Source organism: Streptomyces sp. NBC_00637, assembly GCF_045161545.1.
GTDB lineage: Bacteria > Actinomycetota > Actinomycetes > Streptomycetales > Streptomycetaceae > Streptomyces.
The window spans coordinates 5,667,660-5,680,591 of sequence record NZ_CP109046.1 but is presented as its reverse complement, the minus strand read 5'-3'; the positions used below and the strand labels follow the sequence as shown (position 1 = coordinate 5,680,591).

Annotated in this window: 10 protein-coding genes; 2 read left to right on the top strand and 8 right to left on the bottom strand. The window is 73.7% G+C overall.

The genetic code is table 11. The annotated features are described in order from the left end of the window. Positions 1-8 precede the first annotated feature (8 nt). The 4 genes from OG440_RS24920 to hrcA form a co-directional block, all read right to left on the bottom strand. Positions 9-755, bottom strand: a complete 747-nt coding sequence (locus tag OG440_RS24920; protein WP_406009001.1) for a 16S rRNA (uracil(1498)-N(3))-methyltransferase — start codon at positions 753-755, stop codon at positions 9-11. Continuing rightward, on the bottom strand, positions 752-1,885 hold the full coding sequence (locus tag OG440_RS24915) for a nitronate monooxygenase (RefSeq protein WP_406009000.1): 1,134 nt from the start codon (positions 1,883-1,885) through the stop codon (positions 752-754). Before OG440_RS24915 ends, OG440_RS24920 begins: the two co-directional genes overlap by 4 nt. Before the next feature lie 201 nt (positions 1,886-2,086). Next, on the bottom strand, positions 2,087-3,223 hold the full coding sequence (gene dnaJ, locus OG440_RS24910; protein WP_406008999.1) for a molecular chaperone DnaJ: 1,137 nt from the start codon (positions 3,221-3,223) through the stop codon (positions 2,087-2,089). Beyond that, positions 3,224-4,240 (bottom strand): heat-inducible transcriptional repressor HrcA, encoded by a 1,017-nt coding sequence (gene hrcA, locus OG440_RS24905; protein WP_406008998.1) that lies wholly within the window; start codon positions 4,238-4,240, stop codon positions 3,224-3,226. Positions 4,241-4,398: 158 nt separating this feature from the next. Between hrcA and OG440_RS24900 the strand changes: the two genes are divergently transcribed. Together OG440_RS24900 and OG440_RS24895 are read left to right on the top strand one after the other, a co-directional pair. Beyond that, positions 4,399-5,115 (top strand): MBL fold metallo-hydrolase, encoded by a 717-nt coding sequence (locus OG440_RS24900; RefSeq protein ID WP_406008997.1) that lies wholly within the window; start codon positions 4,399-4,401, stop codon positions 5,113-5,115. A gap of 31 nt (positions 5,116-5,146) precedes the next feature. Further along, on the top strand, positions 5,147-5,950 hold the full coding sequence (locus tag OG440_RS24895) for a DUF3097 domain-containing protein (RefSeq protein ID WP_406008996.1): 804 nt from the start codon (positions 5,147-5,149) through the stop codon (positions 5,948-5,950). Positions 5,951-6,014: 64 nt separating this feature from the next. On the opposite strand, the gene hemW is transcribed toward OG440_RS24895, so the two are convergent. From hemW to OG440_RS24875, 4 genes are all read right to left on the bottom strand, one after another. Next, a complete protein-coding gene (gene hemW, locus OG440_RS24890; RefSeq protein ID WP_406008995.1) occupies positions 6,015-7,247 on the bottom strand; it encodes a radical SAM family heme chaperone HemW in 1,233 nt (410 codons plus the stop codon). A 217-nt stretch (positions 7,248-7,464) separates the two neighbouring features. Beyond that, entirely contained in the window at positions 7,465-8,571 is a 1,107-nt protein-coding gene (locus OG440_RS24885) for a Dyp-type peroxidase (protein ID WP_406008994.1), read from the bottom strand. A gap of 152 nt (positions 8,572-8,723) precedes the next feature. After that, positions 8,724-10,751 (bottom strand): SpoIIE family protein phosphatase, encoded by a 2,028-nt coding sequence (locus tag OG440_RS24880; RefSeq protein ID WP_406008993.1) that lies wholly within the window; start codon positions 10,749-10,751, stop codon positions 8,724-8,726. A 215-nt stretch (positions 10,752-10,966) separates the two neighbouring features. Then, positions 10,967-12,841 (bottom strand): AMP-dependent synthetase/ligase, encoded by a 1,875-nt coding sequence (locus tag OG440_RS24875; RefSeq protein ID WP_406008992.1) that lies wholly within the window; start codon positions 12,839-12,841, stop codon positions 10,967-10,969. Positions 12,842-12,932: the final 91 nt, after the last annotated feature.

Genomic DNA, 12,932 nt, shown 5'->3' with positions numbered 1-12,932 from the left:
GGGCGGGGTCAGGACCAGCGACCGGTCCTGCCCAGGATCAGGGACGCGGCCGCCGTGCCGGCGGTCGAGGTGCGCAGGACGCTCTGTCCGAGCCGGTACGCCTTCGCTCCGGCCTCCGCGAAAAGCGCCAACTCGTCCGGCGAGACGCCCCCTTCGGGGCCCACGACGAGCACGATCTCGCCCGTGCCGGGCAGTGCGGCGGTGGCCAGGGGTTCGCTGCCGTAGTCACGGTCCTCGTGCAGGACGGCGGCGAAGTCGGCGCCGGCGAGCAGCTGCGCCACCTGCCGGGACGTCGACGGCTCGGCGATCTCGGGGAAGCGGACCCGGCGGGACTGCTTGCCGGCCTCGCGGGCGGTGGCCCGCCACTTGGCGAGGGCCTTCGCGCCGCGCTCGCCCTTCCACTGGGTGATGCAGCGCGCGGCGGCCCACGGCACGATCGCGTCGACGCCGGTCTCGGTCATCGTCTCGACCGCCAGCTCGCCCCGGTCGCCCTTCGGCAGCGCCTGGACGACGGTGATCCGGGGTGCCTCGGCGGGCTCCTCGATCACCTCTCCGAGGCTCACCACCAGCCGGTCCTTGCCCTCGGCGGCGACGACCTCGCCGTGCGCCCAGCGTCCGGCGCCGTCGGTGAGGACGACCTCCTCACCGGTCCGCAGCCGCTTCACCGAGACGGCGTGCCGGCCCTCGGGGCCGTCCAGCACGAACTCGGAGCGGGAGGCCAGGAGTTCGTCGACGACGAACACGGGCGCCGTCACGCGGCACCGCCCTCACCGGCCGCGAACCCCGACAACGCTGTCCGCGCGTCGGCGAGTTCGGACACCAGGACGTCCACCAGCCGCCCGGCGGGCAGCTCGCGGGCCAGCCGGTGCCCCTGTCCCGCCCACAGCGCCATGCCCTGGGCGTCGCCCGCCCGGGCCGCCGCCTTGCGCAGCGGCGAGGTGAGGTGGTGGACCTCCGGGTAGGCGGCGGGCGCGTACGGGCCGTGCTCGCGCAGGAAGCGGTTGACCAGGCCGCGGGCCGGACGGCCGGAGAAGGCCCGGGTGAGCTCGGTGCGCACGAAGAGGGGGTTGGTCAGCGCCTGCTTGTGCACGGCGTGCGCCCCGGACTCGGGGGTGACGAGGAAAGCGGTGCCCAGCTGGGCCGCGTCCGCGCCGGCCGCGAGGACCGCGGCGATCTGGCCGCCGCGCATGAGCCCGCCGGCGGCGACGACTGGCAGGTTCACCGATTCGCGGACCTGTGCGATCAGCGCGAGCAGTCCGATGCCGGAGCGGTCGTTCTCCGGGTTGTCCCGGTGGGTGCCCTGGTGGCCGCCGGCCTCCACACCCTGCACGATCACGGCGTCCGCGCCGGCCCGCTCCACCGCGCGGGCCTCCTCGGCGGTGGTCGCCGTGACCAGGGTGAACGTTCCCGCGCGCCGCAGGGACTCCAGCGCCTCGCCGCTCGGGACGCCGAAGTGGAACGACACCACCGGCACCGGGTTGTCCAGCAGCACCGCGAGCTTGGCGTCGTAACCGTCGTCGCGGCCGCTCTCCGGGTCGCCCAGCTCGGTCTCGTACCAGGCGGCCTCACCGGCGAGCTGGTGGGCGTAGACCTCGACGGCGCCCGCGGCAGGGAGCGCGGCGACAGCCGCTCCGGTGGATCCGGTGCCCACACCGGGGTACTCCGGCTGCGGCATGAAGAGGTTCACGCCGAAAGGACGGGCGGTGAGGCTCCGCAGCTGCTTGATCTCCTGGTACATGCCGTCGGGCGTCTTGTACCCGGCGGCGAGGAACCCGAGCCCCCCGGCCTCGCACACGGCGGCCGCCAGCCGCGGGACGGAGACACCGCCCGCCATGGGGGCCTGCACGATCGGATACGGGAAGAGATCGGTCAGTGCGGAGGACATGACGGCATGTTGTCACGTCCTCCGAACAAGTCCGAATCGACCCTTCCCGCCGGCACAAGGTGTCACGTGCCCGTACTTTCGGCCCGTCCGGTGTTCCGAGGCGATGCCCGTTCGGGCCGGAAGCGGGGAGTCCGGGGGCACGGCCCCGTGGGCGGGAGGGGAAGGGCCGGCGAGGGCGGAAACCCACCCCGGCCCCCGCCGTCACCGTCCGTTGAACGCGTCCTTCAGCCGGGAGAACAGTCCCTGCTGCCCGGGCTGGAACTGCCCCGTGGGCCGCTCCTCGCCCCGCAGCTTCGCCAGCTCCCGCAACACCCGCTCCTGCTCGGGATCGAGCTTGCTGGGCGTCTGGACCTCGACATGCACGATGAGGTCCCCACGCCCGCCGCCCCGCAGATGCGTGACGCCCCGGCCGTGCAACGGGATCGACTGCCCGGACTGGGTGCCGGGCCGGATGTCGACCTCCTCCAGCCCGTCCAGGGTCTCCAGCGGCACCTTGGTGCCGAGCGCCGCCGCCGTCATCGGCAGGGTCACCGTGCAGTGCAGGTCGTCCCCGCGCCGCTGGAACATGTTGTGCGGCAGCTCGTGGATCTCGACGTACAGGTCACCGGCGGGGCCGCCGCCGGGGCCGACCTCGCCCTCGCCCGCGAGCTGGATGCGGGTGCCGTTGTCGACACCGGCCGGGATCTTCACGGTCAGCGTGCGGCGCGAGCGCACGCGGCCGTCGCCCGCGCACTCCGGGCACGGGGTCGGCACGACGGTGCCGAAGCCCTGGCACTGCGGGCACGGCCGCGAGGTCATGACCTGCCCGAGGAAGGACCGGGTCACCTGCGACACCTCGCCGCGACCGCGGCACATGTCGCACGTCTGGGCCGTGGTGCCGGGGGCCGCGCCCTCGCCACTGCACGTCGTACAGACGATCGCCGTGTCGACCTGGAGGTCCTTGGTCGTGCCGAAGGCCGCCTCTTCGAGGTCGATCTCCAGCCGGATCATCGCGTCCTGGCCGCGCCGGGTCCGCGAGCGCGGCCCGCGCTGCGACGCCGTACCGAAGAACGCGTCCATGATGTCGGAGAAGTTCCCGAAGCCACCGGCGCCGAAGCCGCCCGCGCCCCCGCCGCCCGACTGCGACAGCGGGTCGCCCCCGAGGTCGTAGACCTGCTTCTTCTGCGGGTCCGACAACACCTCGTAGGCGGCGTTGATCTCCTTGAACCGCTCCTGGGTCTTCGGGTCCGGGTTGACGTCCGGGTGCAGCTCGCGCGCGAGCCGCCGGAAGGCCTTCTTGATCTCTTCCTGCGACGCATCACGGCGCACGCCGAGAACGGCGTAGTAGTCCGTGGCCACTTACGACTCCGCCAGGATCTGTCCGACGTACCGTGCCACCGCTCGTACCGCTCCCATCGTTCCCGGGTAATCCATGCGGGTCGGTCCGACCACGCCCAGCTTGGCGACTGCTTCGCCGCCCGAACCGTAGCCGACCGACACCACCGAAGTGGAGTTGAGTCCCTCATAGGCATTCTCGTGACCGATGCGTACGGTCATGCCCGAATCCCCCGCCTCGCCAAGGAGCTTGAGAAGCACGACCTGCTCCTCCAGTGCCTCCAGGACGGGCCGGATGGTGAGGGGAAAGTCATGTCCGAAGCGGGTGAGATTGGCGGTACCGCCGATCATCAGCCGCTCCTCGTTCTCCTCGACGAGTGTCTCCAGCAGGGTGGAGAGCACCGTCGTGACCGTGCCGCGGTCCTCGGCCTCGAAGGCCTCCGGCAGATCCTCCACCAGACGCGGCACGTCCGCGAAGCGGCGCCCCGCGACCCGGCTGTTGAGCCGCGCGCGCAGATCCGCCACCGAGACCTCCCCGAAGGGCGCCGGGCAGTCCACCATCCGCTGCTCGACCCGCCCGGTGTCCGTGATCAGCACGAGCATCAGGCGTGCGGGCGCGAGCGAGAGAAGCTCCACGTGCCGCACGGTCGAGCGGGTCAGCGACGGATACTGCACGACGGCGACCTGCCGGGTGAGCTGCGCGAGCAGCCGTACCGTCCGGGCCACGACGTCGTCGAGGTCGACGGCGCCGTCGAGGAAGTTCTGGATGGCCCGCCGCTCGGGACCGGTCATCGGCTTGACGCCGGCCAGCTTGTCGACGAACAGCCGGTAGCCCTTGTCCGTGGGGATCCGCCCGGCGCTGGTGTGCGGCTGGGCGATGTACCCCTCGTCCTCCAGGGCGGCCATGTCGTTGCGGACCGTCGCCGGGGACACGCCGAGGCTGTGCCGCTCGGTGAGCGCCTTCGACCCCACGGGTTCCTCGGTGCCGACGTAGTCCTGGACGATGGCGCGCAGCACCTGGAGCCTGCGTTCACTCAGCATCGCGCGCACACCTCCAGCAGTAGTCCCCAGTCCCCCGGGGCGCCTGTCTGGCACTCTTCACATCCGAGTGCCAGCGTTCCCCGGCCCAGTGTACGGCTGTGGGGTACACCCGGGGCAAGGTCGGCCCTTGCCCGGCGTCGTAGGGCTAGCGTCGCGGTATGACGGTGACTTGGGAAGAGCTCGGGTGGGAGCGGGTCGCGGCGGGGGTGGGCCGGGTGCGGCTGCCGGGCTGGGACTGCACGGCGGGACTGGTCGTCGGGACGGGCGCGGTGCTGATGATCGACGCGGGTTCGAGCCTGGCCGAGGGGGCGCGGCTGCGGGCCTGGGCCGAGGAACTCACCGGCTCCCGTGTGACCCATCTCGCGCTCACGCACCCCCACTTCGACCATGTGTTCGGGGCGGCGGCCTTCGCCGGGGCGGAGGTCTTCGGGGCGGTGGGGGTGGACACCGTGCCGGCCGAGGAGCTGCGGTCGGACGCGATGCGCCACGGACTCGACGAGACGGCGGCGACGGAGGCCGCGGACACCCTCGTCCGGCCCCGGCACCTCGTCTCCGGGGAGTGGACCCTCGATCTGGGCGGCGGCCGGCAGGTCCTGCTGGCGAACGTCGGTCCCGGTCACACCGCCCACGACCTGGCCGTGCTGGTGCCCGGCAACCCCGAGACGGTGTTCTGCGGCGACCTCGTCGAGGAGTCCGGCGAGCCCGAGGCCGGCCCCGACGCCGTGCCGTCCCACTGGCCCGCCGCCCTCGACCGCCTCCTGGAGCTCGGCGGCGAGGACGCGCTGTACGTGCCCGGTCACGGGGCGGTGGTGGACGCGGCGTTCGTACGGGCGCAACGCGACGCGCTGAGCGCCCGTTTCGGCGTGTCGCCCTGATCGGCCCCGGGCTTCTCCTATCGTCATCAAAATGCGCCCGTACTCCGCCGACCTGACTCCCTCCTGGAAGAAGCCGAAGCCGGTCCCCGAGGTCCCGGCGGAGCCCGGGCTCGTGGTGGAGGAGCCCGGCACCGGGTTCTGCGGGGCGGTGATCCGCTGCGAGGCGGGCACGGTGACCCTGGAGGACCGCTTCGGCAAGCACCGGGTGTTCCCGCTGGAGCCGCGCGGGTTCCTGCTGGAGGGCAAGGTCGTGACCCTGGTGAGGCCCACCTCGTCCGCGCCCGTACGCCCCACCCGTACGGCCTCCGGTTCGGTCGCCGTCCCCGGCGCCCGCGCCCGCGTCGCCCGGGCGGGCCGTATCTACGTCGAGGGCCGACACGACGCCGAACTGGTCGAGAAGGTGTGGGGCGACGACCTGCGCGTCGAGGGCGTGGTCGTGGAGTACCTGGAGGGTGTGGACGACCTGCCGTCGATCGTCGCCGAGTTCGCGCCGGGCCCCGACGCGAGACTGGGCGTCCTGGTGGACCATCTCCTCCCCGGCACGAAGGAGTGGCGCATCGCCCGATCGGTCACGAGCGGACACGCCCTGGTCGTCGGCCACCCGTACATCGACATCTGGGAGGCCGTGAAACCGTCGGCCGTCGGGATCGAGGCCTGGCCCCGGGTGCCGCACGGCCAGGACTGGAAGACGGGCGTGTGCCGGGCCCTGGGCTGGCCGGAGAACACCGGGGCGGTCTGGCAGGCGATCCTCGAGCGGGTGGGTTCCTACAAGGACCTGGAGCCGGAACTGCTGGGACGGGTCGAGGAACTGATCGACTTCGTGACCACCCCCTGAGCCCGGCCCCGGCGGTCCCGCGGCGCGGCGGTCCCGCCGCCGCGGCGGTCCCGCCGACTACCGCTCAGTCCACCAGATCCCGCACCACCGCGTCCGCCAGCAGCCGTCCGCGCAGGGTGAGCACGGCACGCCCCTCGTCGTAGGGGCCGCTGTCGAGCAGCCCGTCCGCCAGGGCCCGCCGCGACGCCGCGAGACCCGCCGGCCGCAGCAGGTCCAGCGGCACGCCCTCGCGCAGCCGCAGCTCCAGCAGGATCCGCTCCACGCGCCGGTCCTCGGCCGGCAGCAGCTCGCGTCCGGCCCCCGGCGACCGTCCGGCCGCGAGCGCCGCCGCGTACGCCCCGGGGTGCTTCACGTTCCACCAGCGGACGCCGCCCACGTGCGAGTGGGCCCCCGGGCCCGCCCCCCACCAGTCGGCGCCGCGCCAGTACAGCTCGTTGTGCAGGCAGCGGGCCGCCTCGGAGGTGGCCCAGTTCGACACCTCGTACCACTCGTAGCCCGCCGCGGCGAAGGTCTCCTCGGCGATCAGGTACCGGTCGGCGTGGACGTCGTCGTCGGTCATCGGGACCTCGCCCCGGCGGATCCTGCGGGCGAGCTGGGTGCCCTCCTCGACGATCAGCGCGTACGCCGACACGTGGTCGGGACCGGCTCCCAGCGCGGCGTCCAGCGAGGCCCGCCAGTCGTCGTCCGACTCGCCCGGGGTGCCGTAGATCAGGTCCAGGTTGACGTGGTCGAAGCCCACCGCCCGGGCCTCGGCCACACATCGCTCGGGCCGGCCGGGGGTGTGCGTGCGGTCGAGCACCTTCAGCACGTGCTGCCGGGCGCTCTGCATGCCGAAGGAGATCCGGTTGAAGCCGCCGTGGCGCAGAGTGGCCAGATAGGCGGGGTCGACGGACTCCGGGTTCGCCTCGGTCGTCACCTCCGCGTCCGCCGCCAGCCCGAACTCGTCACGGATCGCGGCCAGCATCCGTACCAGGTCGGAGGCGGGCAGCAGGGTCGGCGTACCGCCGCCGACGAAGACCGTGCGGACCTCGCGCGGGTCGTCGCCGAGGACCTTGCGGGCCAGCCGGATCTCGTCGATCAGGGTGTCGGCGTAGTTCTCGCGGGAGGCGAGCACCCCACCGGTTCCGCGCAGCTCGGTGGCGGTGTAGGTGTTGAAGTCGCAGTAGCCGCAGCGGGTCGCGCAGTACGGAACGTGCAGATAGAACCCGAGGAGGCGGTCGGCGGCGCCGGCGAGCGCGTGCGCGGGCAGCGCGCCGTCGTCCGGAACCGGCTCACCGTCGGGAAGTGCGGAAGGCATGTCGTCCATTGTCCCGTACGTCCGACCCGACCCGGATGCCCTGCGGTCCGGACCCCCGGACCGCCGACCCCGGATGCCGGCCGTCCGGCCCGGGACGCCGGACGAGGACCGAGTTCCGGGCCGCCCACGCGGGGCAGGGGCCCATAGGGCGGACGCCATGTGACGGGGCGGGCGCCGTGTGACGGGCGGGCGGCAGGCGGCAGGCGGCAGGCGGCGATCAGCCCAGTAGATCCGCGCCCAGGGGCCGTCCCGCGCGCGCACCCGGCAGGATGTACGCCACCGCCGAGCCCCGCGCCTCGGTGAATCCGCTCAGCTCGTCCTGCGCCGCCATCCGGCGCTGTACCCGTGTGAAGAGCGCGGGGTCCCGCATGAACGCGAGGAACAGCAGGCCCTGGTCCATGGGCCCGTCGGCGTAGGAGTAGCCGCGGCGCAGCATCCGGGCCCCCGAGTCGAGGCGGGGGCTCACGGCCCGGACGTGGGAACGCGGCGGGGCGGCGTCCTCGGCACCACCGGACGACGGACCACCGGCCGACGGAACACCGGTCAGCGGGCCACCGGTCGCGCGGTCGCGGCCGATGATCTCCTCCTGGCGGTGCACGGCGAGCCGCGCGAAGTCCTCGACACGCAGGTGGATCCGCCGTACGACGAGGTAGGTGGCGTTGCCCGACCACACCCAGCGTTCGCACTCCTCGGGGGTGGGGTTGGCGGGCCCGTCCTTGAAGCCCAGCAGGCTGCGCGGGGTGGTGCCCCCGTCGGGGGACGGGGGCAGGAAACCGTCCTGCCGCCAGCGCGGGTACAGGGTCTCCCCGGCCAGCCGGGTCAGGGTCGCGGCGATCGCCTCGGTGGCGTCCGTGGTGTCGGCGCAGAGCTGGACCAGCAGGTCGCCGCCGCAACGGTCCGCGTCGAGCCGGTCGCCGGTGAAGGCGGGCAGGTCACGCAGGGCGGCCGGGGCGCGCAGGCCGAGGCGCGCGGGGAGGGCGGGGCCGATACCGAGGGTGGCGGTGAGGCGGGCGGCGCGCGAGCCGTCCGACCCCAGCGTCTCGGCGAGGGCGTGCGTCCACGTCCCGAGCACCGCCCTCAGCGCGCGCACGCCCGCCGCGCCGCGCAGGGCGGGGTCGAGGTCGTACGCCAGGAGCAGCGCGGTGGCCTGCCGCGGGGTGGTCACCCCGGCCTGACGCAGGCCGTGGAAGCCGGGCCCGCGGGCGTCCTCGGGCGGCTCGGCGTCACGGGTACAGGCGGTCACGGTCAGCCCGAGCCCCGCGCCGGTGATCAGGACGCGTCGGCGGGTGGGCGGGTCGGATACGGCATTCGTCGCCTTCGGCACGAACCGGACCATACATCCGCAGACCCGACCCCCCGGTTTCCCCCGCCCCACCCGACACTCCCGACCCCCGCCCGGCCGCCCCCGCCGCGTCCGGCGGACCTGGGCGGGCCGGGCGCCCGTGCCCGTCCCCGGCGGGCGAGCCCGGGCGGCGGCTACTCCGCCTGGAGTACCAACAGCGCCAGGTCGTCCTCGGGCGGCAGCTCGCCGAACTCGTGCACCAGCCGTCGGATGCGCTCCGCGATCAGCTCCGCGTCGAGCCCGACGCAGCCCGCCAGCGCCGTGGCGAGACCGTCCTCGTCGTCGAACTGCCGCAGGCCCGACCGCCGCTCCGTGACGCCGTCGGTGACGCACAGCAGGCTGTCCCCCGGCCGCAGCTCCAGACTGTCGCAGGTGTACGTGACGTCCTCGATGACCCCGAGCAGGGTCTGCGGACGCCCGCCCGTGGCGACCGAGCCGTCCGGCCCGAGCAGCAGCGGCAGCGGGTGCCCGGCGGAGGCGAGGGTGCAGCAGACGCCACCCTCGAACGGGGCCAGTTCGCCGTACAGGAGCGACAGGAAGCGGGTCTGCGGGCCGTCGCCCGGCCCGGCGGGGCCGACGAAGGCGCGGGCGGCGGCGTCGGCGGCCTCGGTCGCGTCGTCGAGGAGGAGCTGGTTGAGCCGGTCCAGGACGTCGGCCACGCCGTAGCCCTCGCGGGCCAGCAGCCGCAGCCAGGGCCGGGCGAGGCCGATGACGACGGCCGCCTCCGGCCCCTTGCCCTGCACGTCGCCCACCGCGAAGCACCAGCGGCCGTCGCCCGCGGGGAAGAGGTCGTAGAAGTCGCCGCTCGGGCCGCCCTGCTCGCGCGGCTCGTAGACGAGGGCGCTGCGCACGCCGGGGATCTCGGCGACCGCGCCGGGCAGCAGCCCCCGCTGCAGGACGGCGCTGATGGTGGCCTGGCGGGCGTACTGGCGGGCCGCGCCGATGGCGAGCGCCACCCGGCGGCCGAGATCCTCGACGAGCCCGGTGACCTCGTCGGCGAAGGCCGACGGCCCGGCCTGGCCGATGACCAGCGTGCCGAGCGGCCGGCCGCCGGCGATCAGCCGGTAGGCGAGAGCCGTGCCCTGCGGGCCGATCGCCGCGCCCGGCCAGGGAAAGTGCTCGGGCCCGGAGCGGGGACCGCCGTCGGGCGGACACGGCGGATCCTTCTCCAGCGCCCGGCGCAGCTCCTCGACGCGGTTCTCACAGCCGTGCCAGACCCGCGCCAGCCGCGGTCCGGGCCCGCCGGCCCACTCACCGCGTCCGCTCACCTCGTCCTCGAGCCACACCGCGCACCAGTCGGCGAGCCGCGGCACGAGCAGCTGGCCGGTCAGCGCGGCCACCAGGTCCTCGTCGAGCTGCCCGGCGAGCAGATCGGACGCCTCGGCGAGAAAGGAGAGGGCGCCGCGGTTGAGCCAGTCCCGGTCGCGCGACCCGGCCGGTGGCGGGGACGGGGCCAGCGCCTCCAGGAGACCCGGGCCGGCCTCGCCGAGGGGGCGGTCCGGGCGGGCGGTGAGGCCGTCGTGGCCGAAGCGACCGAGGTGTCCCGCGCGGCCGGGGCCGTCGTGCTCGTCGCCGGGACACGGCTGGTCACGGCGGTCGGGGAGGTCGGCGTCGGGGGACTCGCCGTCCGTCGGCAGCAGCCGGGCCCAGACCGTCTTCGTCCCCCTGCGGTACGTCACCCCCCAGGCGTCGGCGAGCGCGGCGACCAGGCGCAGGCCACGGCCGTACTCCGCCGTCCCGTACGACGGTTCGGCGGTGCCGTCGCGCGGGGCGCGGGACGGGTGGTGGTCGGAGACCTCGACGACGACCGCGCGGCAGCCGCCGGGACGCCCGGGGTGTTCGGGGTCCAGCTCCAGGCGGCACGCCAGCTCGACGTCGGTGCCGGCGTGCACGACGGCGTTCGTGACGAGCTCGCTGACGACGAGGGTGGTGTCCTCCGCGAGGCGCTCGCCGGGCTCCGCGGCCTCCCCGGCGCCGAGCAGGCCGAGACCGGTCCACTCCGTCAGCGCGGCGCGCACCAGCGCGCGGGCGGCGCCGGGCGCGAGGGGGCTGCCGTTCAGGGTCGCGCGGGTGTGCGGGAGCGCGACCGAGTGGGTACTCGGGTGCGCGGGCGCGCCCTGGGCACGGGACGCGGTCTCCCGTTGCGTCGGAATGGCCCCCATGCGCAGCTCCCCGGGCGGTTCGGATGCCCACAGGGTGACAGACCGATCCCGGCCATGAGCGCTGGGTTACCGAAGTGGGCCGTCCTGAGCGAGAACCGTGCTACGCATCTGTTCGCGTGTGCTCGATGAAGCACGGTTGAGGGGCGGAATCCGAGCATGTGGACTCCGCCCCTGCCGCGCGCCGAGCGCTGCTTCTCGCGCCGTCGCGCCCCGCTCTACGCCTCGCGCGATCCGGCGTACATCTCGTCGATGAGGTGCTTGTACTCCCGCTCCACGACGGGCCGCTTCAGCTTCAGGCTCGGCGTGATCTCGCCGTGCTCGACGTCCAGGTCCCGGGGCAGCAGCCGGAACTTCTTGATGGTCTGCCAGCGCTGGAGACCCTCGTTGAGCTGCTTGACGTAGCCCTCGATGAGCTCCACGGTGACGGGCGCGGCGACGACGTCCGCGTACGACTTTCCGGCCAGCCCGTTGTCCTTCGCCCAGTCGAGGAGCGACGGCTCGTCGAGCGCGATGAGCGCCGTGCAGAAGTTCCGGTCGGCGCCGTGCACGAGGATGTTGGAGACGTACGGGCACACCGCCTTGAACTGTCCCTCGACCTCGGCGGGCGCGATGTACTTGCCGCCGGACGTCTTGATGAGGTCCTTCTTGCGGTCGGTGATGCGCAGGTACCCGTCGGGCGACAGCTCGCCGATGTCGCCGGTGTGGAACCAGCCGTCGGCCTCGAGGACCTCGGCGGTCTTCTCCGGGAGCCCGTGGTAGCCCTCCATGATGCCGGGGCCGCGCAGCAGGATCTCGCCGTCGTCGGCGATCCGCACCTCCGTGCCGGGCAGCGGCTTGCCGACCGTGCCGGTGCGGTAGGCCTCGCCGGGGTTGACGAAGGAGGCCGCGGAGGACTCCGTCAGGCCGTAGCCCTCGAGGATGTGGATGCCGGCGCCGGCGAAGAAGTAGCCGATCTCCGGTGCGAGCGCCGCCGACCCGGAGACACAGGCGCGCAGGTTGCCGCCGAAGGCCTCGCGGATCTTGGCGTAGACGAGCGCGTCGGCGATCTTGTGCTTGGCGCCGAGTCCGAAGGGGACCGCGACGGTGCCGGTGCGCCGGAAGTTGTCCTGGGCGGCCTTGGCGTACTCGCGGGAGACCTCGGCGGCCCACTGGAAGATCTTGAGCTTGGCCCCGCCGCCCGCGCGGGCCTTGGCGGCGACCCCGTTGTAGACCTTCTCGAAGATGCGCGGCACGGCGGCCATGTACGTCGGCTGGACGACCGGCAGGTTCTCGATGATCTTGTCGACGCGGCCGTCGACGGCGGTGACGTGCCCGACCTCGATCTGGCCGGAGGTGAGGACCTTGCCGAAGACGTGCGCCAGCGGCAGCCACAGGTACTGCACGTCGTCGGGACCGACCAGGCCGGTCGCGGCGATCGCCTTCGCCATGTACGACCAGTTGTCGTGCGGCAGACGGACGCCCTTGGGGCGGCCGGTGGTGCCGGACGTGTAGATCAGGGTGGCGAGCTGGTCCTTGGTGATCGCACCGACCCGCTCCTTGATCAGCTCGGCTTCCTTCTCCAGCCGGGCCGTACCGCGCTTCTCCAGCTCGTCGAGGGTGAGGATCCAGTCCGAGGTCTCCACACCGGCCGCGTCGATCACGACCACATGGGTGAGGGCGGGCAGCTCGGCGCGCTTCTCGACGGCCTTGGCGAGCTGGGCCGCGTCCTCGGCGATCAGCACCTTGGACTCGGAGTCCGCGAGGATGAACGCCGACTCGTCGGCGTTGGTCTGCGGGTAGACGGTGGTCGTCGCGGCCCCGGCGCACATGATGCCGAGGTCGGCGAGGATCCACTCGAGACGGGTCGAGGCGGCGAGCGCCACGCGCTGCTCGGCCCGCACGCCCAGCTCGATGAGGCCGGCCGCGATCGCGTAGACCCGTTCGGCGGCCTGCGCCCAGCTCAGCGACTTCCAGTCGTCGGGGCCGGTACCGGACGCGGCCGGTACCGGGTACCGGTATGCCTCGGCGTCGGGCGTGGCCGCCACGCGCTCCAGGAAGAGGCCCGCGACGGACTGCGGACGGTTCTCGATCAGTGTCTGTGTGTCGCTCACGACATCCTCCGGGCCCGCGGCGATGCGGCTGGCTCATTGCGCCGTCGTTCGACGCGGCGGTTGTTGACAGCGGCGTTGTTGACGGCGGCTG

Coding starts and splice junctions, on each gene's coding strand:
- OG440_RS24900 (WP_406008997.1), top strand. CDS start 4,399: ATGACGGTGACTTGGGAAGAGCTCGGGTGGGAGCGGGTCGCGGCGGGG.
- OG440_RS24895 (WP_406008996.1), top strand. CDS start 5,147: ATGCGCCCGTACTCCGCCGACCTGACTCCCTCCTGGAAGAAGCCGAAG.
- OG440_RS24915 (WP_406009000.1), bottom strand. CDS start 1,885: ATGTCCTCCGCACTGACCGATCTCTTCCCGTATCCGATCGTGCAGGCC.
- hemW (WP_406008995.1), bottom strand. CDS start 7,247: ATGCCTTCCGCACTTCCCGACGGTGAGCCGGTTCCGGACGACGGCGCG.
- OG440_RS24880 (WP_406008993.1), bottom strand. CDS start 10,751: ATGGGGGCCATTCCGACGCAACGGGAGACCGCGTCCCGTGCCCAGGGC.
- hrcA (WP_406008998.1), bottom strand. CDS start 4,240: ATGCTGAGTGAACGCAGGCTCCAGGTGCTGCGCGCCATCGTCCAGGAC.